19 protein-coding genes are annotated in these 22,497 nt (G+C 64.6%); 8 read left to right on the forward strand and 11 right to left on the reverse strand.

Annotation, left to right across the window (positions count from 1 at the left end):
• Positions 1–1,329, reverse strand: a 1,329-nt coding sequence (locus AC1DSN_RS05745; protein ID WP_477329902.1) for a multicopper oxidase family protein, incomplete at its 3' end; no start/stop codon positions are given.
• A gap of 4 nt (positions 1,330–1,333) precedes the next feature.
• Positions 1,334–1,618: a hypothetical protein gene (locus AC1DSN_RS05750; RefSeq protein WP_477296183.1), complete on the reverse strand. Its 285-nt coding sequence runs from the start codon at positions 1,616–1,618 to the stop codon at positions 1,334–1,336.
• Between the two features lie 250 nt (positions 1,619–1,868).
• Here AC1DSN_RS05750 and AC1DSN_RS05755 point away from each other — a divergent pair, with 250 nt between their 5' ends.
• Positions 1,869–2,783 carry a helix-turn-helix domain-containing protein gene (locus tag AC1DSN_RS05755; RefSeq protein ID WP_477296184.1) on the forward strand — a complete coding sequence of 305 codons (915 nt, stop codon included), beginning with the start codon at positions 1,869–1,871 and terminating at the stop codon, positions 2,781–2,783.
• 6 nt (positions 2,784–2,789) lie between these two features.
• Here the strand turns inward: AC1DSN_RS05755 and AC1DSN_RS05760 are convergent, their stop codons facing one another.
• Complete coding sequence (locus AC1DSN_RS05760) at positions 2,790–3,479, reverse strand: MarC family protein (protein WP_477329904.1); 690 nt, start codon at positions 3,477–3,479, stop codon at positions 2,790–2,792.
• A gap of 177 nt (positions 3,480–3,656) precedes the next feature.
• On the opposite strand from AC1DSN_RS05760, the gene AC1DSN_RS05765 reads away from it, so the two are divergent.
• Together AC1DSN_RS05765 and AC1DSN_RS05770 are read left to right on the forward strand one after the other, a co-directional pair.
• Positions 3,657–6,575, forward strand: coding sequence for a TonB-dependent receptor (locus AC1DSN_RS05765; protein WP_477329906.1), 2,919 nt, complete (start codon positions 3,657–3,659; stop codon positions 6,573–6,575).
• 270 nt (positions 6,576–6,845) lie between these two features.
• Positions 6,846–7,580 (forward strand): TIGR02117 family protein, encoded by a 735-nt coding sequence (locus AC1DSN_RS05770; RefSeq protein ID WP_477329908.1) that lies wholly within the window; start codon positions 6,846–6,848, stop codon positions 7,578–7,580.
• Here the strand turns inward: AC1DSN_RS05770 and AC1DSN_RS05775 are convergent.
• Positions 7,577–8,494 carry a LysR family transcriptional regulator gene (locus tag AC1DSN_RS05775; RefSeq protein WP_477295485.1) on the reverse strand — a complete coding sequence of 306 codons (918 nt, stop codon included), beginning with the start codon at positions 8,492–8,494 and terminating at the stop codon, positions 7,577–7,579. The two genes, AC1DSN_RS05770 and AC1DSN_RS05775, sit on opposite strands and share 4 nt — an antisense overlap.
• Before the next feature lie 89 nt (positions 8,495–8,583).
• Between AC1DSN_RS05775 and AC1DSN_RS05780 the strand changes: the two genes are divergently transcribed.
• A complete protein-coding gene (locus AC1DSN_RS05780; RefSeq protein WP_477295487.1) occupies positions 8,584–9,771 on the forward strand; it encodes an MFS transporter in 1,188 nt (395 codons plus the stop codon).
• On the opposite strand, the gene AC1DSN_RS05785 is transcribed toward AC1DSN_RS05780, so the two are convergent.
• Together AC1DSN_RS05785 and AC1DSN_RS05790 are read right to left on the reverse strand one after the other, a co-directional pair.
• Positions 9,744–10,211, reverse strand: coding sequence for a DUF1203 domain-containing protein (locus tag AC1DSN_RS05785; RefSeq protein WP_063571564.1), 468 nt, complete (start codon positions 10,209–10,211; stop codon positions 9,744–9,746). The genes AC1DSN_RS05780 and AC1DSN_RS05785 overlap by 28 nt on opposite strands.
• Before the next feature lie 70 nt (positions 10,212–10,281).
• The gene (locus AC1DSN_RS05790; RefSeq protein ID WP_477295489.1) at positions 10,282–11,202 is read right to left on the reverse strand and encodes an AraC family transcriptional regulator; all 921 of its coding nucleotides are present in this window, start codon (positions 11,200–11,202) and stop codon (positions 10,282–10,284) included.
• 95 nt (positions 11,203–11,297) lie between these two features.
• On the opposite strand from AC1DSN_RS05790, the gene rclC reads away from it, so the two are divergent.
• The gene (gene rclC / locus AC1DSN_RS05795; RefSeq protein WP_063571566.1) at positions 11,298–11,876 is read left to right on the forward strand and encodes a reactive chlorine resistance membrane protein RclC; all 579 of its coding nucleotides are present in this window, start codon (positions 11,298–11,300) and stop codon (positions 11,874–11,876) included.
• Here rclC and AC1DSN_RS05800 read toward each other — a convergent pair.
• Positions 11,864–12,481: an OmpW/AlkL family protein gene (locus AC1DSN_RS05800; RefSeq protein ID WP_477295492.1), complete on the reverse strand. Its 618-nt coding sequence runs from the start codon at positions 12,479–12,481 to the stop codon at positions 11,864–11,866. The genes rclC and AC1DSN_RS05800 overlap by 13 nt on opposite strands.
• A gap of 121 nt (positions 12,482–12,602) precedes the next feature.
• A complete protein-coding gene (gene tehA / locus AC1DSN_RS05805) occupies positions 12,603–13,580 on the reverse strand; it encodes a dicarboxylate transporter/tellurite-resistance protein TehA (protein ID WP_477329910.1) in 978 nt (325 codons plus the stop codon).
• Positions 13,581–13,720: 140 nt separating this feature from the next.
• Here tehA and AC1DSN_RS05810 point away from each other — a divergent pair, with 140 nt between their 5' ends.
• A complete protein-coding gene (locus AC1DSN_RS05810; RefSeq protein WP_063571304.1) occupies positions 13,721–14,062 on the forward strand; it encodes a carboxymuconolactone decarboxylase family protein in 342 nt (113 codons plus the stop codon).
• Positions 14,063–14,179: 117 nt separating this feature from the next.
• On the opposite strand, the gene argS is transcribed toward AC1DSN_RS05810, so the two are convergent.
• Entirely contained in the window at positions 14,180–15,943 is a 1,764-nt protein-coding gene (gene argS, locus AC1DSN_RS05815) for an arginine--tRNA ligase (protein ID WP_477295496.1), read from the reverse strand.
• A gap of 186 nt (positions 15,944–16,129) precedes the next feature.
• Between argS and AC1DSN_RS05820 the strand changes: the two genes are divergently transcribed.
• The gene (locus tag AC1DSN_RS05820) at positions 16,130–17,434 is read left to right on the forward strand and encodes an NAD(P)/FAD-dependent oxidoreductase (RefSeq protein WP_063571302.1); all 1,305 of its coding nucleotides are present in this window, start codon (positions 16,130–16,132) and stop codon (positions 17,432–17,434) included.
• A gap of 826 nt (positions 17,435–18,260) precedes the next feature.
• Positions 18,261–19,670 carry a sensor domain-containing diguanylate cyclase gene (locus AC1DSN_RS05825; RefSeq protein WP_477329912.1) on the forward strand — a complete coding sequence of 470 codons (1,410 nt, stop codon included), beginning with the start codon at positions 18,261–18,263 and terminating at the stop codon, positions 19,668–19,670.
• On the opposite strand, the gene AC1DSN_RS05830 is transcribed toward AC1DSN_RS05825, so the two are convergent.
• Positions 19,663–20,523, reverse strand: coding sequence for an aldo/keto reductase (locus AC1DSN_RS05830; RefSeq protein ID WP_477329914.1), 861 nt, complete (start codon positions 20,521–20,523; stop codon positions 19,663–19,665). The two genes, AC1DSN_RS05825 and AC1DSN_RS05830, sit on opposite strands and share 8 nt — an antisense overlap.
• A 187-nt stretch (positions 20,524–20,710) precedes the next feature.
• A partial coding sequence (locus tag AC1DSN_RS05835) for an ATP-binding protein (RefSeq protein ID WP_477329916.1) occupies positions 20,711–22,497 on the reverse strand: 1,787 nt, incomplete at its 5' end.

The following is a 22,497-nucleotide window of genomic DNA, read 5'->3' on the forward strand; positions in this document are numbered from 1 at the left end:
GTGATAGACGAACTTGCCGAGGATGACCGGGTCCGTGAAGGGAATGAGCACCGTGGTCGAACCCAGCGCCGGAATGAACACGTTGTCGCGATAACCAATGAAGTCGACATCCTTGCCGTTGATCTTCGTCACCTGGAAATCCAGCTGGTGGATGTGGAACTGGTGGAGTTCCTGGCTCGGGTTGACCAGGGTCCATTCTTCGACATCGCCCAGCTTGACCGTGGTGTCGACGCGGCCGATGTCGAACTGCCGCCCGTTGATGAAGAATGCATTTGGATCGGAGTCGGAATCCTGGAAGACAAAGCGGCGGCGATTGGCTGGCGTCACCTTGCGCAGGTCGGCGATGGATGGATACGGACTGGTGATCGACACCGTCTTCATGGGCACGCCCGACGAGACGAGCGTGCCCAACAACGCGCCGGCATACGTGTCGCCCGCGGGACCCGTGTTCGCCGAGCCCAACTGGAGAGGATAGGAACCGGGCGCGGGGCCGGTCACCAGGATGCTCACGCGCGCCGACGGGCCGATCAGCATCTCATCGACGCCGACCTGCTTGACCACGGTGTCGGCGTCCTGCGAGAGCAGCTGCATGTGCACGCCGTCGATGCGGATGCGGAAATACTGGTTCGCCGCAATGTTGAACAGGTGCCAGAGCTGCGTTTCGCCCGGATGGATGCGGATGGTTGGCTGGAACTGTCCGTTGATCGTACGGATCGAAGGCGCGCCGGTAACGATCTCGCTGGCGAGCGATCCCGTGAATGTCTTCTGGAAGTTGCGCAGTACCAGCGCGCGCTCGCGCACGTCCTTCAGTTCGGGGAACTGGTCCTTGATACCATCGACCAGGATCGGCCCGGCAAGGCCGCCGGACACCTGGTGCTCGGCACCATCGTGGAAATGGCTGTGGTACCAGTACGGCCCCGGCGAATGGTCGTCGGGCAGGCGCAGCACGTACCTGCCCACTTCGTGCGGACCGGTGGTACGGAAGATGCTGTCACCGTCGTCCAGGGGTGACACCTGCATGCCGTGGAAATGCAGGTTGGTCATCTCGTCCATGCGGTTGTCGAGCGTGAGCCTGATTGTCCCGCCGGGACGCGTGCGGATGAGCGGCGCGTCGTAGTCCTCGTTGAACACCAGCGAGGTGTAAGGCGTATTGCCGACGAGGATCTTCGACTTCGCAGCGACCAGGGTGACCGTGGTCACCCCGTTCGCGTCGTAGGTGGACTCACGTGGCGGGCGCAGGTCGTCGGAGGGCGGGTCGGCCAGGGCCGCACCCGCCAGGCACGCCAGGAGGGCAAGGGCTGCCGCGCGCACGGGCCTGCGTCCCGTCATGCGTTCAGTGCCGCCCGTTTTCGTTGGCGACATCCGCCGCGAGGCGCAACTCGTCGTTCGCCTGCTCGAGCAGGCGCTTGGCATTCGCCGCGTGTCCACCCAGGCGCGAGTCGTTCATTTCCTGCGCTTCGCTCACCAGATGCCATGCCTGGACGATGTTCTCCTGGGCCTGGCGCAGGTTGCCATGCCGGTTGCCTATGTCCACCATCGGCCCCTGCTGGGCCTGCGTGGCACAACCGAACACGAGCGCGGCACCCACGGCGGCGCCCAGCAGAATGGACTTCTTCATCGTGCAACTCCCCATGACCGGACAGATGCCGACGCACCGCGCGTCGACTCCCCTTTCCGCTCATGGTCTCGTTCCGGGCGAAAAGGGTCTTTCGAATATGCATGGCCGTTTTCCGATTCGAACGGCGCAGGCGGGTGGCCATCCGGTCGGAACAGTCCATTCGTCCTAAGTAAATTTTCGGCTCTCCGCGTGACCCGGCAGGCGTACCGTTTATCTGTCCCTTGGGGGATCCGACGCGGAGGACGGCAACGTGCGCCTGGACGAGACCTCATACGCGCTCGCGCGCGATCTCACCGCCACCACGGCCATCCACCTCGAAACCCTCTGGCATGTCCCGCCGGTCCTCGCCCGGACGCCACCAGGCGTCGTGGCGACCCGCTGGCTCGACCGGCAGGGCTCGGGCCCCCGGACCGCCATCACCCCGACCGATCGCTATGTGGTGCGCGTCTTCCTGAGCGCGACGTCCATGCGGCTGCTTGCGGACGGCAAAACCGTCGTGAACGGGCCGGTCACGGCGGGGAGTGTGCACGTCGCCCTGCCGGGTCAGGCGTTGGCGATGTGCGCGGACGGACCTGGCGACAGTCTCCAGTGGTACCTGCCGGTGTCATTCGTCCGCGAGGCAGCCAGGGACATGGACTGCATCGCCGTGCTCGACGGCTCATCCTTCGGTGGCATGCATCGCGACAGCGCGATCGAGCGACTGGCGCTCGCGCTGCTTGCCGCCAATGCGGGATCGTGTATGCCCGGAACGGCGGGGCATTTCGCGACAGCGGTCCTCAGCCGCCTCTTCCAGCTCGCCAGCGCAGCCACTATCGACGGGCTCGACCCGGGGAAGCTGGCGATACCACGGTGGCGCATGCAGCGTGTGGACGCGTATATAGACCGGCACCTGGGCGATCGGATCAGTCTGGCCGCGGTTGCCGCCGCCGCGGGACTATCACCCATGCATTTCGCCGCCCGCTTCCGCCTGGCCACCGGGCAGCGTCCGCATCACTACATCCTACGCGCGCGAATCGAGTACGCGAAGGCGCTGCTTGCATCGCCGGAACGGTCCGTCGTCGAAGTGGCCGGAGACACCGGCTTCCGCACCCAAGCGCACTTCACCACCATCTTCAAACGCTTCACCGGCGCCACTCCCTGTGCCTGGCGACGCGAACGCTCTTGAAAAATGTTACGGCATGGGATGGGCGATACCCCGGGCCGTCGATACCATGCCGATCAACTCAGACACACCCAGCCAGAGAATCTGCAGCCCGATGCAGAAAATGAAGAACGCGAACAACCGCATCACCACCTGCGTCCCCGCCGTACCCAGCCGCCGCTCGATACGCTCGGCATAGCGCATGCACAGGTAAATGCTCGCAGTGAGGATCACCAGGGCGATTCCCACCGCGGCGAAATGAATGAGCGTTGGTCCCTCGCGCGGTGACCCCGTGCCCAGCGCGATCGCCACGGCAATCGAGCCCGGCCCGACGGTCAGCGGCAGCGTCAAGGGATAGAAGGTGGGATCGCGCCGACCATGATGATGGTCGACCGCGGCGGCTTCGTTGTCCTGCTCCTCCTCGACATCGTCCGGCGCGTCGAGCAGGCGCCAACCGGCCATGGCGACGACGAGGCCGCCAGCGACACGTAGCACCGGAATCGAGATACCGAAGAAGCCCAGTACGTAAGCACCGACCAACAACGACGCCAGCAACAACGCGAAGCTGTTCACGGCCACGCGGCGTGCCATGTCCGCACGCTCGGCATCGGTGGCGTGCGGCACGATGCTGATCGCCATGAAGGCGGATGCCGGCGGATTCACGATGGGAAACAGGCTCGCCACGATCAACAACACGGTCTTGGTCAGCTCTTCCCACATAAGGCGCTCCGGGCGATAGGTAGACGAATGACGCGCACAGTATCCGGTCTTGTCAGGCGGCGGATTGGATCGTCCGCGCGTGCTGCGACGCAGGATGACAGATTCGTGTCACTCGATCATTCTCGCCGCCGGTGCGTCAGGGGGCGCGTCGCCTACTCATTCAACGCAGGGATATCGATGAATCGTCGACGCTTGACGCCGTGTCTTGCCGTGCCCGCTCTGAAGCTGCGTCCGCTGGCTTTGGCATGCACCACCGCCCTCCTCCTGTTCTGCGTCTCGGACGTCTTTGCCCAGGAACAAAACCCTTCAACGACGGCACCGCAAAGTGAGACGCCGTCCACAAAACCGGCAAAAACCGCGAAAGAGAAGGAAAAGCATCCCGCCAACCCCGACGCCGTGAGCAATCTCGACGCCATCGTCGTCACCGGCATCCAGGGCAGCATTCAGAACTCGCTGAAAGCCAAGCAGAGTTCCGACAACATCATCGAAGCGATCTCGGCAGAAGATATCGGCAAGCTCCCGGACAGCAGTATCGCCGAGAGCCTCGCGCGCCTCTCTGGCCTGGCCACGCAGCGAGTGGACGGCCGCGCCAACCAGATTTCGATCCGGGGCCTTTCGCCCGACTTCGCCGGCACCACGCTCAACGGTCGCGAACAGGCCACCATCGGTGAGAACCGCGGCGTGGATTTCGATCAGTACCCTTCCGAACTCATCAGCGGGGCTGCCGTTTACAAGACGCCCGATGCCAGCCTCATCGGCCAGGGTCTGTCGGGCACGGTGGACCTTCATACGATCAAGCCGCTCGACCTGGCCAAACCGACGTTCGCCGCGAACCTGCGTGGCGAAAGCAACTCCAACGGCAGCCTCAACCACGGTACCGGCGTCGGCGATAGCGGGCACCGCGCCAGCTTCTCGTACATCGACCAGTTCTTCGACCACACGCTCGGCCTGGCCGTGGGCTTTGCCCAGCTCGACTCACCCGTGCAGGAGAAGCAGTACCAGGCATGGTGGTGGAGCAACAACAACGGCCCGAACGGCGCCGAGGGACAGTGGGGAGCGGCGCACACGCCTGGCCTGCCCGACGACGTGCTGTCGCAGGAAGGCGCCCAGCTACGAGCCAAGTCCGAGAACCAGTTGCGCAATGGCCTGATGACCGTGCTCGAGTGGGCACCGGACGATCACTACCATTCCACGCTCGACCTCTACTACTCCACGTTCGACCAGAAGACGTTCCTCAACGGCGCGCAGTGGTCGAGCAGTCCGTACGACAACGTCTCCTACGCGAACATCGGCACCGTACCTGCACAGCCCTACCCAATTGTCACCTCCGGTCACATCGATGGCCTGAAGACGGTTCTGCAGAACGAGTACACCAAGGAACGCGACAAGCTGTTCTCGGTCGGCTGGAACAATCAATACGACTTCGGTAACGGCTGGAACGCCACGGCCGATCTCTCGTATTCCAGCGCGAAGAAACGCCTGCATGACGCTTACCTGTTCGCCGGGCTGCCCGGCCAGGCGACATCGTCCACCGACTTTCAGACGAAGCGCGACGAAGGCTTCCCGGATTTCAGCCCAGGCACGGACTGGTCCGACACCTCTGCCGTGAATTTCACCGACGCGAACAACTACGGTTACGACGGGCGCGAGGAATATGACAAGCAGAAGGACACCATCAAGGCGATCCGCCTTGAAATCAGCCATCCCGTCGGCTGGATCTTCAGCGACTTCAACTTCGGCGTGAACTATTCGGACCGCGAGAAGACCAAACAGGCTGACGTGCTCTTCGCCTGGCTCAACGGCAACGGTTCCACGTCCGCCGATTACCTGCCCGGTTTTGCCGCGCCGATCGACCCGTCGTCGCTGCGCGGTATCACCGACCTGGGCTATGGYGGTATTCCTGCCATCGTCAATTACAACGTCCTGCAGTCCCTGGACAACCAGTACTACCTCACCGAGCGAAACACGCAGGGCGACTGGAGTCGCAATTACACGGTGCGCGAAAAGGTGCCGGTCGTCTACCTCAAGTTCAACATCGATACGATGCTGGGCGACATTCCGTTGCGCGGAAACATGGGTGTGCAAGCCGTGCGCACGATTCAGTCCTCCGAGGCGCTGCAGACCAACGGCGACGCCCTGGTCGGTCGTATCGCCGACGGGACGAACTACAACAAGGTCCTGCCTAGCCTGAACCTCGTTGCCGAAGTGACGGACAAGCAGTACCTGCGCTTTGGTCTGGCCAAGACCATGGCGCGCGGCCGCATCGACGACGAAAAGGTCGCCACGTCGGCGGACGTTGCGCTGATTACCGACGGCCCGGCGGCCGGCCAGGTGCTCTGGTCCGGCAGCGGCGGCAACCCGAAGCTCAAACCGTATATCGCGGTCGGCGCCGATCTATCGTGGGAGAAGTATTTCGGCACAGCGAGCTATGTTTCGGCGGCGGTCTTCAATAAGAACCTGCTCAACTACATCTACAACGAAACCACGCTCGACTACGACTTCTCACGCTATACCAACGATACGCCGACGCTAACCCCGACCAGCACCATCGGTTCGTTTACCCGCCCGGAAAACGGCACCGGCGGCAGGATGCAGGGCCTGGAACTGTCAGGCTCCTTCGAAGGCGGTCTGTTGGCGCAGGCGCTCGATGGCTTCGGCATGCAGGCGAACTTCTCGCTGACCAACAGCTCGCTACCGGTAAGTGCCGTATCGACCATTCCCGGCAGTCCGTCCACCCTGCCCGGCCTGTCGCGCAAGGTGGCGAACCTTGCCTTCTACTACGAGAAGCACGGCTGGTCGGTGCGTATCGCCGAGCGTTATCGCTCATCGTTCACCGGCGAAGCCGTGGCGCTGTTCGACCAGCTCGGCTACACGAAGATCCTGGCGGACAAGCAGACCGACTTCCAGCTCGGCTATGCCTTCGCCGAGGGCCGCTTGAGTGGTTTGTCAGTGCTGTTACAGGTGAACAACCTGACCAACTCGCCTGAGAAGACGCAGCAGGTCGCCTCGCTGCCGAACAACATCAAGATCGCCAGGCCGCTGGAGTACGACACCTACGGCCGCACGCTGATGTTCGGCGTCAACTACAAGCTCTGAGTCCGGTTTAACCGGGCCAGGGCGTATCCGAAGCGGGCTGTCCGAGGTGTTCCTCGGCCGGTCCCGCACAGGCCCAGCACGGCACACCGATCTGGCAGCCGACCTCCTCGTCGATATACGTCACCTCGCCAAGGCCCTTGCATACCGGGCACGGCTCGTCTCCAGGATCTGCGTGGTCTGCGATGGGCATGGCGGCGGCCCTCATGCGGTCTTCGATGCTTCGTTATACCCTTCTGCCACGGCGGGTGCGTGGATGCCCGGGGAGCGACCATGCTCAAGCAGCGACCATCGGGCGCCTACGACACGCGGCCATCGCTCGCGCGACGCCTCGTGTGGACCGTCAGCGGGGTGCTCATCCTCGTGCCGCTCCTCTACCTTGCCGCCGCCGTCATCCTCGGCGCCATTCCGCTGAATCGCGACTGGCGACACGCCGATGACGGGGTGACCGTATGGCTCACCACCAACGGCGTCCATGCGGGGCTGGCGATGCCCGCCAGGCACGCGCTGATGGATTGGACAGCGCTGTTTCCGCCGGTGCACAACGCGCGACGGAACGACGCGGACGCCGACGAGTACGTCACGATCGGCTGGGGCGATCGCACCTTCTTCCTCGACGTGCCGCAATGGAGCGATCTGAAGCTGGCGACCGCCCTGAACGCGATCGGTGGGCGCGACGCCGCCGCGATGCACGTGGAATATGGACCCGCGCCGACACGCGATGCGACGGCGATACCGCTCACCGTGACGCCCGAGGCGTATGCACGGCTTGTTGCCTTTGTACGCCGAAGCGTCACCGTCGATGGCAACGGCTCGGCTGTCTGGATTCCCGGCCGCCACTACGACGTGAACGATGCTTTCTACGAAGCCCGCGGCCGCTACAGCCTCTTCGTCACCTGCAACCAGTGGACACGCGATGCCCTGGCCGAGAGCGGCGTGCGCGTGCCTGCGTGGTCACCGTTCGACAAGGCGCTGTTCTGGCAGTTGCGTGGCGAAGCCGGTCGTTAGGTCGGCGTGCCTTTCGCAAGGGTGGCAACGCGCTCGCGCAGCCATTGGTGCGCGGGATCGGCGTGCATGCGCGGATGCCACGACGCATACAGGGAGATGTCGTGCGTCGGGATGGGCAGCTCGCAGGCATCGAGCCGCCCGCCGAAACGCTGTACGAGCCGCGAAGGCATGACGCCCACATAGTCGGTAGCCTCGAGTATGTCGGGCATCAGGTGATACTGGGGAACGGACACTGCCACCTGTCGCCGGCGCCCGAGCCTGTGAAGGTAGTCGTCCATGAAGCCGTGAAAGCCGCCGCCATCGAGCGAGACGAGCACGTGCCGTAGTGCGCAGTACGTCTCCAGGTCGGGCGGCGTCGGGCCGCGCGGGTGCCCTTTTCGCTGGGCCATGAGGTAGCGGTCCTTCAGGAGCACGCGGGCCTTCATCGCAGGCGGGATGAGGCTGTCGATGCTGACCAGCAGATCGACCTCGCCCGATTCCAGTTGCGTGCCGATGCGGGCGGGGTCCACCGGCCGGAAGGCCACGCGGATACCAGGCCCTGCGTGAGCGGCTATCCAGGCAACGAGGTCGACACCGAGGATGGCCACGCCGTTGTCGCTCAGGGCGATCTGGAAGTCGCGCGAGCTATGTGCCGGATCGAACTCCGGCGCATGGGTGAGCACACGATCGAGATCCCGCAAGGCCGCACGCAGCGGTTCGCGGAGGGCCGCCGCCCGGGCGGTCAGGGTCATGCCGCGCCCGGTTTCCGCGGGTAACAGCAAGGGATCGCCAAACGACTCGCGCAGACGTGCCAGCTGGGCGGACAGCGCTGGCTGGCTGAGCTTGAGGCGACGGGCGGCTCGGGTGACGTTCGCCTCCTCGAGAAGCACGTCCAGTGAGGCCAGCAGATTGAGGTCGACCCGATTGATATCCATGAAATGGATGACTCGTATGCCTGGAATCGATGTTGATTATAGGTCGGCGAACCCGAGATAAGGCGCTCCCTCATCGTTGCGAAGCCGTCATGGCCCGTCTTTCCCCTCCCCTGGTGCTGCGCATCCTCAGCATCTGCAATTTCGCCCTCGGCAGCGCCTCACTGGCGGTCGTGGGCGCCCAGGCCTCGATGGTCGGCGCCGGCATGACGGTCGCGCAGGCGGCCGAGCTGGTCGCCGTGTTCGCGCTGACCTTCTCCGTCGGCGCCCCGCTCGCCCAGGTGTTCATCGGTCACCGGCGGCGACGCGACGTGCTGATCGGCGGGTTGCTGGTCCTCGCCTTCGGTTCGGTCTTGTGTGCCGTCGCGCCAGGCTATGGCTGGTTGCTGGCGGCCCGCGTGATCGCCGGCCTCGGTGCCACGGTGGTTGCCCCGATGGCATCTTCCATCGGCGTCGGCCTGGTGCCGGCCGAGCGACAAGGGCACGCGCTGGCCGTGGTGTTCAGTGGCATTGCCATCTCCAGTGTCCTGGCCGTACCTCTGGCCATCGCGGCCTCCGCAGCCTTCGGCTGGCGCGTGGTGTTCGTCGGTCTGGCGGCACTGGCCAGCATCGCGGCCCTCCTGGTCTGGCTAACCGTGGACGACGAGTCACGCGGTGTCCGACTGGACCTGCGACGGCTGTTGAAGGCACTTACCCACCCGGCCACCGGTACCGGTCTCGCTGTGATCTTCTTCCAGGTCTCCGGTTACTTCGTCACCTATACCCTCATCACCGCGCTGCTGCACGACCGTTTCGGCGCGGACACCGCGACGGCTTCCGGCATCATGTTCGGCTTCGGTGTCCTGGGCGTTGCGGGCAACTGGCTCGCCCAGCGCCTCGCGCTTCGCTTCGGCGCCAACCGACTGCTGTATGCCGCCATGGGCACGATGCTGCCGGTGTTCCTCGCCCTTGCGGTCGTGCCGGCGTACTGGTGGGCTCCGATACTGCCGCTGCTGGTATGGGCCTTGTCGCAGGACGTGTTCTACCCCTCACAGCAGCGGCGCGTGGTCGAACTCGAACCGGAGATCCGCGGCCTGATCCTCGCCCTCAATTCCTCGGGCCTGTTCGCCGGTATCGCGTTCGGCTCGTTCCTCGGTGGGCGCATCGCGCAAGCGAGCGGCGTGGCCAGCCTGCCGCTGGTCTCCCTGGTGTTGACGGCGATGGCCCTGGCGGCGTTGACGGTATCRCGCCAAGCCGCCCGCAGGCACGAGGTTCAGGCCCGATCGATGCGCGCGGCGTAGCAGCCGTACGCCGCATAGTGCACGTGCGCATAGCGGACCGAGGACATCGCGAACAGGCGCTCGATCGCTTCGTCCAGCACGCTGCCCTCGACGAGGACCGCACTGGCGATGTGGTCGCGCTCGTCGAAGCCGCGCAACGCGAGCGTACGTGTGCGTAACACCTCCGGCACGTCGTCACTCACCTCACACGCTTCGGTCGCCCCTTCGCGAATGAAGATGGCGTGGCTGGAGCGATAGGGCGAGTCAGCCGGCTGATGGGTGTGATTGAGCAGGAGCAAGGCTTCACCGCGGCGAGCGTTGCGTAGTTCGATACGCTCCGGGTAACCGGTGTCGTTGGCGGCGATAACGCGGATCACGCCACGCTTGGCGAGTTGCTCTTCGTCCAGGCCATACAGCGACGTGAATGGCTTCGGGTCGATACCGGAGATGCGGAAGGACATGGGGTGGCTCCGTGGTGGGTACGAGGCCATGTTCCGCTCGCACTGCCTGCGCCACCATCCGGATCTTGCGCTACGAAGCGGCTCTTCCATCGCGACGAAAGCGTGCCGGCGTCGTGCCCATGACGCGCGCAAACGCCTTGCCGAACGCGGACTCGGAACGATACCCCACGCGCTCGGCCACGGCGCCGGCAGTGAGTTCGCCACGGCGCAGAAGCTCCGCGGCTACGTGCATGCGCAAGAGTGTCAGTACCTCGTGCGGGGCCACGTTTCCTCGTGCCTCGAAGTGTCGCGCGAACGTGGCGCGCGACATCGCCGCCTGTTCGGCGAGCGAGCCCACCGTCCACTCGCGCTCGGGCTCGCGCAGCATGGCGAGCAAGGCGCGACTGAGCCGGGGATCGACCATGAGACCGAGCAAGGAGGGCGGCATGAGCCCATCGCGCAACTGCGCGCGGAGGGCGAACACAAACAGCGCCTGGGTCAGCGCCGTGACTACGGCCAGCGCGCCTGGATCCATGCGCGCCACCTCGTCGCGAAACATCCTCACGATGCCGGACAGTGCGTCCAGCCCGTGCTCGCGACCGAGCCGTACATGGAGTACCTCGGGCAAGGCACTGAACAGTAGCTTCCCCGCGTCCGGCGCGAAGGTGAAGCGGCCGCAGAGCAGATCGAGATCGGTGTCCCCGTCGGTATTGCGCTTGATGCGGAAGGGACCTGCATGATCGAGCGAGAGGGTGGTAGTGACATCCCGCCCGCGCAGATCGTGGACGCGGTGGCGAGTGCCCTGGGGTAGCACCAGCAGGTCACCCGCTTCCATCACCACCGTGTGGCCCGGCAGCTCCATGGCCGCGCTTCCGCCCAGGACCAGATGAAAGGGCGCCTCGCCGGGCTCGGCATCCACGTGGTCGAGGCTGAAGCCGCCCGCCAGCTGGCAGCGAAGGTCCAGGACGCCCCGCACCTGGGCCAGTTCTAGCACGCGGGTCAAGGCATCCATGAGACGTTCGCGCCATTCATTGAGTGATATGAGTATTCATCCTCTCACCGTGCTGGGCAACACTTTCTTCGACCTCCCAGAAGAAAGTCCTCCCCATGAACGCCACTGCCCGCCAGATCCTCGCCACCTTCGTTCGCACCGAGCGTCTCGGCCCGAACCTCATGCGCATCGCCATCGCCATCGTCTTCCTCTGGATCGGTGCACTGAAGTTCGTTCCGTTCGAGGCCGACAGCATCACACCCTTCGTCGCCAACAGCCCCGTGATGTCGTTTTTCTACAACCATCCCGACGAATACAAGGCGCACCTCACGCACGAAGGCCAGCTGGTGCCCGAGCAGCGGGAATGGCAGACGGCGAACAACACCTATGGCTTCTCCACCGGCCTGGGTGTCGTCGAATGGACTATCGCGGTGCTGGTGCTGGCGTATCCGCTATCGAAGAAGCTTGGTCTGCTCGGCGCTTTCCTCGCGTTCGCCACCACGCTCGTCACCTTGTCTTTCCTGTTCACCACCCCTGAAGCGTGGGTCCCCGCGCTCGGTGACGCGCAACACGGATTCCCGTATCTGTCGGGTGCCGGGCGCCTGGTGCTCAAGGACACGATGATGCTGGCAGGATCGTGGATCATCGGCATCGACGCGGCCAAGGCGATCCTCGCCGGCGATCAGAAGCGATAACCGACGCTCACCCCGTAGACCCAGGGATCGACGTGGGCGGTGCCGACACGGGCACCGTCCACCTTCACCCTGGAATCGATATCCATCCAGCGCGCGTCGACGGTGACGGTCCAGCGCGCGTCGAGTGCGATATCGACGCCGCCGTGCCATGCGACACCCCAGCTGTCGCCAAGGCCCACCGTGGCGCCGTCCAGCGCGTTGTGGCCCTTCGCATCGAAGAAATGCGTGTAGTTGATACCGACACCGAGGAATGGCGACACCGCCTGGCCCGCCAGAAAGTGGTAGTTCACACCGACGACGGGAGGTAGCTGTTTCACGCTCACCGCGCGCTGGCCGTCGAGGCGAACATCGTGCTTGAACGGCAGTGCGGCCAGAACCTCGATGCGCCATGCAGGCGCCAGCAGGTACTCCACGCTGACCGAGGGGCGCATGCTTCGCGTGGTGCTCGCGGACAGGCCGGCGAGGTCGCCCGAGTTCGATGTCGGATCGACCACATGGGCACCGACATGCACGATCCACGGCGATTCAACGCCTTCCGCGAGGGTGCCACCGACGGGTGCAACACACAGAACGCCCGCGATGATGAGCTTTTTCAGGGGATACACGTTGAACTCCTTGCCTGCTTGCATCGGTCATGACGACCGGATGCGCACAGGTTAGGAAGTCAACGCATGCAAGATGAGAAATGTCGTTTCGACGCGACAATCTGCCCGATCGTCACCCACATTACGATGTCGCTGGCGGGGCGGCGGTCACGGTCGGCGGTAGCAGCTTGTTCTGCGCGAGGCGCACGACCGTACCGACGGTCAACACCACCATCACCAGGTTGGTGAAGACGAACAGCACCGGTGCCAGCTCGGCGATCGCACCCGTCAACCCGCGCAGGGTCATGGTCAAGGCACTGCCAGATAGCGCCGTGATGCCGAAGCTGAAAGCCCAGTAGCTCGACGCGAACGGCTGCTTCGCGATCCATGGAAACAGACGAATCATCATCAGCAACTGCACGAGGCCATAGCCCCACGCGGCCTGGACCAGGAGTTCCGGAGCGCCCTGCGTGTTCGCCAGCCACGCTGCCGCCGCGACGGCGGGGGGTGCGAGCTGGATGCCCAACGTCGGCCGCAAAGGCGGCGGCAAGGGCGTGGCGTTGAGCAGACGATTGACGATGACCGACTCGAGCGCGAGCCAGCTGAACACGCCGACGCCGAAGAACAGGATGCCCCACGAGGGGAAACCGAGCAGACCTGCCGCCGCCGAGATGATCAGGTTACCGGCGACCGAGGGCAGGTAGATCACCGGTGTGGTGGTGGATATGTCGCGGTCACCCTGGAGCATGGCGCCAAAGCGCCATAGCGCGAACACCACCTGCCCTACGCCGCCGGTCAGCAGGGCGACCACGGCCAGGCCGTGCGCGTGCGGTGCCAGCACGATGCCCATCAGGGCACCCGACGATGGCACCAGACCGATGAAGCAACACTGCACGGGATGCCGCGCTTCCTCGATAGCGGCCGCACGATGCACCAGCCACTTGTACGCGTAGGCCAGGGTGAGCACCGCGCAGACCACGAAGGCCACCGCCATGATGCTTTCGCCGATCGCGGCTGGCAGGCCCCAGAGGCGCGACGCCGTGCGCCAGTTGGCGCCCAGACCGACCAGGCCAAGGACCATGCCGAAGAACGATGCGGGAATGGGACGCGGAAGAGCCATGAAACCCCCTTGCAGGTGACMGTGAGACGCATGCGCCAGAACTAGATCGTTTCGCGTATTTCCCGGCGCACGCGCCAGGACCATCATGTTCTCACCGACGACGCAAACCCGTGCCGCCGGCCATTCCGGAGGAAACCCCCATGCTCGATTGGCCTGAATATCGCAACGAACTCGGCGCCCGTATTGGTGAAATCGCCAAGCTCAGCCCCGACACGATCAAGGGGTACCAGACCTTGTCCGGTGCCGGCGCCAAGACGAACCACCTCGATGCGAAGACGCGCGAACTGATCGCCCTGGCCATCTCGGTGACGACGCGTTGCGACGGCTGTATCACCGTGCACACCGCCGAAGCGCTGAAGCAAGGGGCGACACGCGAGGAAATCGCCGAAGCACTCGGCGTGGCCGTCGCCCTTAACGCCGGCGCAGCCCTGGTCTATTCCGCCCGCGTCATGGACGCCACCGAGGCCTATTCCAAAGCCTGACGCGCCACGTGCCTTGGGGACGCGCCCCGCGCTATCTGGACGCGTCCCACGCTCGCTGGACGCGCCACGTGCTCCGTGTAGGAGCCGATTCATCGGCGATGGGTGCTAGCGACAACCCTACATACGCTCAGGCACGTCAATCGCAAGCAACGACAGCGCACGCTCCAGCACGCCCAGGGTAAACACGCACAAACCCAACCGCGACGTACGCGTGTCCAGGTCAGGCTCGGCCAATACCGGGCACTCGGCATAAAACCGGCTGAAACGCTGCGCCAGCCCGAACGCGTATTCCGCAAGCACCCCCGGTTGCATCAGGCGCACCGACTCCGCCACGACATCGCCGAAACCCAGGCATGCCATGACCAGCGCCCGTTCGCTGCCGTGCACCGGCACACCGAGCGCCACGACCGTCACGCCGTCCGCCTTCGCCAACAACGAACGCAACCGCACACAGGCGTATTGCAGATACGGCCCGGTGCGCCCCTCAAAGGCCACCATCCGCTCGACATCGAACACGTAGCCCGACAGCCGGTCCCCCGAGAGATCGGCGAACTTCACTGCCCCGATGCCGATACGCCGCGCCAGTGCACGCCTTCCTGCCGCATCCAGCTCCCTTCCGTAACCCGAACCTTCGATACGCTCGGTGGCCTTGGCCATCGCGTCGTCGAGCAATTCAGTAAGCCGTGCCACGCCGCCATCGCGCGTCTTGAACGGCCGGCCATCGCGTCCGTTCACGGTGCCGAAGCCGACGTGGATCAATTCCACGCCTGCCGCGATGCCGGCCTTGCCCGCCACGCGGAAGACCTGCTCGAAATGCAGCGCCTGCCGCTGATCGACGACGTACACCACGCGTGCGAGGCCTTCGTGCTTGGTACGCGCCTCCAGCGTGGCCAGATCGGTCGTTGCATAGAGCGCCGCACCGTCGCGCTTGGCCAGCAAGAGCGGCGGTACCTCAAAGGTGTCCTCCGCCGTAGCGACATCCACGACCAGCGCACCTTCGCTTTCGCGAGCGATGCCGCTGGCACAAAGGCGCTCGACGAGGGGCGTGATGGCATCGCGTACGTCGCTCTCGCCGTCGAGTACATCGAACACCACACCGAGCTCGCGAAAGTCCGCCACCTGGGAGGTCAGGCTCAAGGCGCGCAACGAACGCCACAAGGCGAGCAACCCGGGATCGCCCGCCTGCAGGGCCGCGGTGTCGGCGCGGGCCTCGGCCATGCGCCGGGCATTGCTGCGGCAGGCAGCCGCCGCCTCGGGATACAGACGCTCGAGTTCATCCAGGGTGACCGGCGCGTTCGACGGGAAGGACTCGTTGTCGCCGTGGCTGAAGAAGGCCAGTGACGGGTCACGATGCCGTATGGCCGAGCTCAGCATGCCCATCTGCAAGCCCCAGTCGCCCAGATGCGCATCGCCCAACGTGCGCCAGCCGAGCGCCGTATGGATGCGGCGCAGGCTTTCACCGAGCACCAGCGAACGGAGATGCCCCACGTGGAGGGGCTTGGCCACGTTGGGGCCGCCGAAGTCGAGGATCACCAGACGGCCCTGGCCCAGGTCGGGTATGCCAAGGCCCGCATGAGCGATCGTGGCCCGTGCAGAGGCCGCCAGAAAGGGGGCAGCCAGCGTCAGGTTGACGAAGCCTGGTCCGGCGACCTCGACGGCCGAAAACATCGCCTCCTGCCGGAGCAGACCCGCGATGTCTTCCGCGATGGCACGCGGCGGCCGCCCCTGTTCACGAGCGAGGGACAGCGCGGCGTTGCACTGAAAGTCGCCGAAATCCGACCGTGTCGAGGGCTGGGCGCGAGCGAACGCCGTGGGCAGCCCAAGGGCCGCGAACACGGTGGCGAGCGAGGCGTCGACATGCGACGCCAGGGACAGGAACATGGGCTTCTCCGTAACCGATGGGCACAGGCGCACGCATGGGCGCGCCGCGTGGTGCTAGCGCATCGTTCGTCGTCGGAGCAGTCGTGCGGGAGTCATGTTCTCGATTTAGCCGGAAAAGATCAGTCTTCGCAAGCAAGCAACGAATCCATGCGTATGCTCGGAACCAGGCTATTTGAGGAGACTCGTATGACGGCTTCAAAGCGACCCGGTGCCCATAGCATCGTGATCGTGGGCGGTGGCGCGGCGGGCATCGAACTGGCGGCACGCCTGGGTAAGCGTGGCGACTTCGATGTCGCCCTCGTCGACCGGGACTCCAGCCATTTCTGGAAGCCACGCCTGCACGAGCTCGCGGTCGGGCTGCTGGGCGATGGCGAAGAGGCGGTGCCCTATCTGGCGCACGCGCAATCGCACGGATACCGTTTCGAACCCGGCGCGCTCCGGCACGTGGACCCTGCGGCGAAGACCCTCGCCCTCGACGAGGTCCGCTTTCCGCTCACCGACGAGATCATCCTGCCGGCACGCACCCTGACCTACGACACCCTCGTACTCGCATTCGGCAGCAGGGTGAACGATTTCGGCACGCCCGGCGTCCTCGAATACTGCGACATGCTGGACAGCCCTGCACAGGCGATCGACCTGCGTCGCAAGATCCTGGCACTGGCGCTGCGCACGGCGGGCGATCCGGAAAAACGCATCAGCATCGGCATCGTGGGCGCCGGAGCCACCGGGGTGGAGCTGGCGGCCGAGCTGCACCACGCCTTCAACGATATGCACCGCTATGGCGGTCTCGATCCGGCAAGCAAGCTGGATATCACCCTGATGGATATGGCGAAGCGCGTGCTTCCCAACGTCGATCCGCGCACGTCGGAGTCCGCCGAGAAGATCCTCCGGCGCATGGGCGTGACGCTGCGCACGGGTGTCGGCGTGGATGCGGTCGAAGACGGCGCCTTCCATCTGTCGGACGGCAGCAGCGTGCATTGCGATATCCAGGTGTGGGCCGCAGGCGTCACGGGGCACGACATGGTGAAGGGCCTCGGCCCGTTCGAATTGTCGAAGGACCGGCGCATCCTGGTGGACGGCCAGCTCAAGGCCCAGGGCCTGACTGACATCTATGCCATGGGCGATTGTGCGTTCGCCACCACGGCTCCCGGCGGCCCCAGCGTCCCACCCACCGCACAGGCGGCCCACCAGCAGGCGACCTACCTGGCACGTGCCCTGCCCCGCGCCCTGCGCGGTGAGAACGTCGCGCCCTTCGTCTACCACTCCAAGGGCACGCTGGTGTCGCTCGGGTCCCGTCAGGCTACGGGCGAACTACCTTCGGGGCCCAAGGGCCGGTCGATCATCCCCATGCGGGGCTGGGTGGCGAAGATGCTCTACGTATCGCTGCAGCAACTGCACCGCGCCACGCTTCATGGCTGGCCGCGGGCTACCGCGCTATGGCTGGCCGACTGGCTACGAAATACAACGCTGCCACCCGTAAAGCTCCATTAAAAGGGACGACCGCGAACACGCCAGCCATATAGAGGGCGGCGCTGCCCTACATCGACTGAAGCGAGATCTTACTTTTGGGCAGCGACTGGCAGCATTGACGAGGGGCGCCGACGTACCGCAGTATCTACCGCACGACTCACCCTTTGCTCGGCCGATTCAGTTCGCAACCGCGCTCAGGGCGAAAACACCGGCCATCGTGCCGGTGTTTTCATTTGGAGCTTTGGAATTTGGAGCAAGGGATTGCGAACGATCGCGTATGTTGACGGATACAACCTTTTTTACGGCTGCCTTCGAGGAACCTCATTCAAATGGCTCGACGTAGGCGCGTTGCTTCGGCACGTCCTGCACGTGCAAGATCCGGCGGCATCGTTTCAAACGACTCGGACTTGTCACCGGCCCTCCGAATGATGAAGACCGATTTTCCGGCGGTACGCATCGGCCTTGTCATTCCATCCAGACCGCCTGACGGTTCGCCAGGGGATCGAGCTGTCACCGAACACCTTAAGCGGCACGCAGACTGGACGCGTGAGCACCTTCTCGATTCAGAACTTCGGGCGTTTCAGTTCGCCGACCGGGTGAAGACCGGCAGCCGACCAGCGGACCGCCCCGCGCTCTGGACGCACAAGATGCTTCCTCCACCTCCGACCGAACCCACAGGCTCCTGAGTTACGAGCCTGCACGGATTCCCAAGGATTCACGCAAAAACCCGCGCAAGCCGCTATAACCATGGCAATGCCAATCGACCCGTCCTCCGGATAGTGACGTGGATCACGTCCGGCAGGCTGTCGAGCCGCTACGTTCCGCTGTCCCCACTCCAGGAGCCGCGATGCTAGCCGCGCCCTTACCCGACGACGAAGTGCGCCGCCTCGAGCGACTGCGCGGCCTTGCGGTGCTGGACACGGCGCCGGAGCCCTTTTTCGACGGTATCGTGCGGGTAGCCTCCCTGGTGACGGGATCGCCGATCGCCCTGGTCAGCCTGATCGATCATGACCGCCAGTGGTTCAAGGCCCAGGTGGGCCTGGACGGAACGACCGAGACGCCCCGCGACATTTCTTTCTGCGCCCATGCGATCCACGGCAGCACCCTGTTCGAAGTGCGCGATACCCGCAAAGACCATCGCTTTGCCGATAACCCCTTGGTCGAAGCGGATCCCAACATCCGATTCTATGCAGGTATGCCGATCGCCATGGAGGGCGGCTCCGGCATGGGCACGCTCTGCGTCATCGACCATGTCCCCCGGGAGCTGACACCGACCCAGCGGGACATCCTAGCCACCCTGGCCGGTCTCGTAGGGATGGCGTTGGAACAGCGCGCGACAGCCGTCGAACGCAACGCCGCACTTGCCCGCGAGGTCACCCTGGAACGCGATCTCAGGCGCACCGCACAGGAATGGGAAATGCACCGCCGGCGCGCGGTCACCTCACTGGAAGCCAGCGAGCGTCGTTTCCGCCAGCTGTTTCACTACAGCCTCGGCCTGATCTGCACGCACGACCTCGACGGCGTCCTTCTCTCGGTCAATCCCGCGGCAGCCAAGTCACTGGGATACCCGATCAACAGCCTGATGGGCAGGTCGCTCGCCGAATTCATGCGCCCCGAAATGGTCCCCGCGTTCAACGCCTATCTACGCCGGATCATCGACGAAGGCAGCGACTCGGGTCGCCTCGAACTGCGCGCGGCCAACGGTGAGTTACGGATCTGGGCTTATCACAACGTGCTCGATGAGGACGACGAAGAGCGCTACGTCCTCGGTCACGCGCAGGACATCACCGAGCAGCATCGGCAGGAACGACAACTCCGTGAGTGGTCGCTAAGCGATCCCCTCACCCATTGCTTCAACCGTCGCTATCTGGGTCAGCTCGGTGACATGACGCGTGACGAAACGCTCGGCTGCATCACCGTGGACCTCGACCACTTCAAGGCTGTCAACGATACCTACGGCCACCAGCGAGGCGACGACGTGCTGGTCGATATGGCGACGTTTCTCCGGGCACGCGTGCGCGATGAAGACGCCGTGGTTCGCCTGGGGGGTGACGAGTTCCTGGTGGTATTGCGTAGCGCCGATGACCGGCAACTCGCCGAGGTCAGCGCCCGTCTGCGTGACGATGCGCAATCCGCGCCGATCGGCTTTACGCTGGGCGCAGCGATGAAGCTAGCCGGCACCCCGTTGGATGCGGCGTTGAGTCGTGCCGACCAGCGCCTCTATGAGGCGCGGGCCAGCCGTTCCGCGATTATTTGACCGCGTGCTCCAGGGCTTCGAAGTCTTCCTGTGACAGCTTCAGGGATGCACCCTTGACGTTCTCTTCGAGGTGGTCGGGGCTACCCGTGCCCGGGATAGGCAGGATCACCGGCGAACGCTTGAGCAACCATGCCAGGGCGACTTGGCCGTCGGTAGCGTTCAGCTTCTTGGCAATCTTCGACAAGACCGACCCCTCCTTCGCCARCTCGCCGGCGGCAAGCGGGAACCAGGGGATGAAGCCGATGTTGTGCTTATCCGCGTAGTCGACCACGGCCTCGCTCTGGCGGTTGCCGAGGTTGTAGAGGTTCTGCACGGTCGCGACCTTGAAGAACTTCGATGCCGCTTCGATCTGGCCGACGTTGACCTCGGAAAGACCCACGTGGCGAATCAGGCCCTCGTTCTGCATGTCGCGGATGACGCCGAACTGCTCGTCCTGCGGCACCTTCTCGTCGACACGATGCAGCTGCCAGAGGTCGATACGTTCCACGCCGAGGCGACGCAGGCTCATCAGCACGCACTGGCGCAGGTACTCGGGACGGCCGAGCGGAGCCCAGATGTCAGGACCGTGGCGGGTCAGTCCGCCCTTGGTCGCAATCACGAGGCCCTTGTAGGGATGCAGGACTTCCCGGATCAGATCCTCACTGACGTAAGGACCATAGCTGTCGGCCGTGTCGATCAGGTTGACGCCGAGCTCGGGCAGCTTCGCCAGGGTTTCGCGGGCGGCCTTGGGGTTGGCCGGATCACCCCAGATTCCCTTTCCGGTGATGCGCATGGCGCCGAAGCCGAGTCGATTGACCTCGAGATCGCCGCCGATCTTGAACGTGCCGCTCGCGGATGCGTTGATKTTTGCCATCGGTAGACTCCGTTACGTTGGGACGAAGGAAAGTCAGACAGACATTGGTACGCCATCGCACGTTTAAAGGGCGTCGCGATATATCGATGCGATGATGACAGACATCGTACAAGCTTGCGTTCGCGCGAGCTTGAAGCACGTGATGGCAAACCGCGCAGGTTTCGTCCAAAAATGCTGTTGTCGCCAGTCAGAGTCGTGCGGCAATCGCATCAAGAAGCTGCCCGACAAGCCTGCCGTCCACAGGATCTCCGGCGAGTGCCCGCTCGATGCGATCGATGTCCGTCACGATGGAGGTCGCGCCCCAGACTAGCGCGCCGCCCTTGAGACGGTGCGCGAAATGGGCCGCGCTAGTGAGGTCAGTCGCCGCTACCGCGGCACGGATGGCGGCGAGATCCTTGAGACACTCCTTGATGAAGGTCGCATCGATCTCCGACTCCGTGCGCGGTGCCACAAGAGCGGCCTTCAGCCCTTCAAGCGAGAGCGGCTTACCCAGCACGGTATCGATGCCGCTTTCTTCACAGCGCCTTATGTGGGCCTCGCCGTGATTGGCCGAGATGGCGATGAACCGTGTGCGAGGCCCGCCAGCCGACCGCTCGCGAGCGCGCAACTCGGCGGCGATATCGTATCCCTGCATGTCAGGTAGCTCACAGTCGAGCAAGACGCCGACGTAGCGTCCCGCCTCGAATACGTCGATCGCTGCCTGCCCGTGATCCACCGCATGCGTCGCATAGCCGATGAACTTGAGCTGCGCCGCGATGATCTGGCGATTCGCCGGGTGATCCTCGACCAGAAGCACCGTGCCGAAGGGCTCGTCCTTCGCCACATCGAGCGGGTCGTCGTCGGTAACCGTCGTGACGGCAGGCACGAGACTGGTCGGCAATTCGATGCGCACGGCCGTGCCGACGCCCACTTCGCTGGTGAGGTCGAGCCGTCCACCCAGGTGCGTGACGATATCGCGACAGATCGCCAGGCCCAGGCCCGTGCCGCCGAGCCGTGTATCGAGCGGTCCATTCGACTGGGCGAACGCGCGGAACAGCTCGCGCTGCCGGTCGACCGGCACACCGATACCGGTGTCGAAGACTTCGATGACCAACCGCCGCACGCTGTCGGCCGTCTCTTCCGTGCCTTGCCAAAGTGCGATGCCCACATGCCCTTGCTGCGTGTACTTCACGGCATTCGCGAGCAAGTTCTCCAGGACCTGGCGCAGCCGGGTCTCGTCGAGGAGTAACCAGGGCAGCGGCCCCATGGGGAGGTCGAGGCGCATATGGAGATCCTTCGCCTCGATCGCCGTGCGCTGCGACTCGATGACCTGCCGCGCCACGGCCAACGCATCGCAGGACACGAGATCGGGCGTGAAGCCCTGCACCTCGGATCGGGTGTAGTCGAGTGCGCTCTTCAGCAGCGTGCGCAGATTGCGGCTACTCGACTGCGCTATCGCCATGAGGTCTCGCTGCGGCCCCTCCAGTGGCTGCCGGGCCATCAGGTCGATCGATGAGACGACGGCATTGACCGCATTGCGCACCTCGTGGCTCATCACCGCGAGCAGCATGGTCTTCTGTTGCTCGCCACGCTGTGATGCGAGCTGCGCCCGGCGCAACTGCCACAAGGCGAACATCAACACCAGGACAAGGCAGCCACCCAACGCGATCTCTCCYTGGTACACCGACACGACCTGCGACAGGGTCGGTGCGCGCAGGTATGCCGTCTCCAGCCAGCGCTCGATCACCGCCTCGTTCTCGTCGGCGGTGATGCGGCGCATGCCCCTGTCGAGCATGTCGATCAGTTCCGGTTCGTCGCGCTGCACGACCACCCTGACAGTCACCGGCATGTCGGGCACATCGCCGGCGACGCGCAGGCTGGAGGCGTAGTCGCGGCGCACGATGGGGTGGTATGCGACGTCCATACCCACGGCAGCGTCCGCGATACCGCTTTCCACCGCGGCAAGCACCTCGTGGATGTCGTCCAGCGGAAGAC

The sequence above is a fragment of the Luteibacter sp. P4_D7_3 genome (assembly GCF_056401735.1).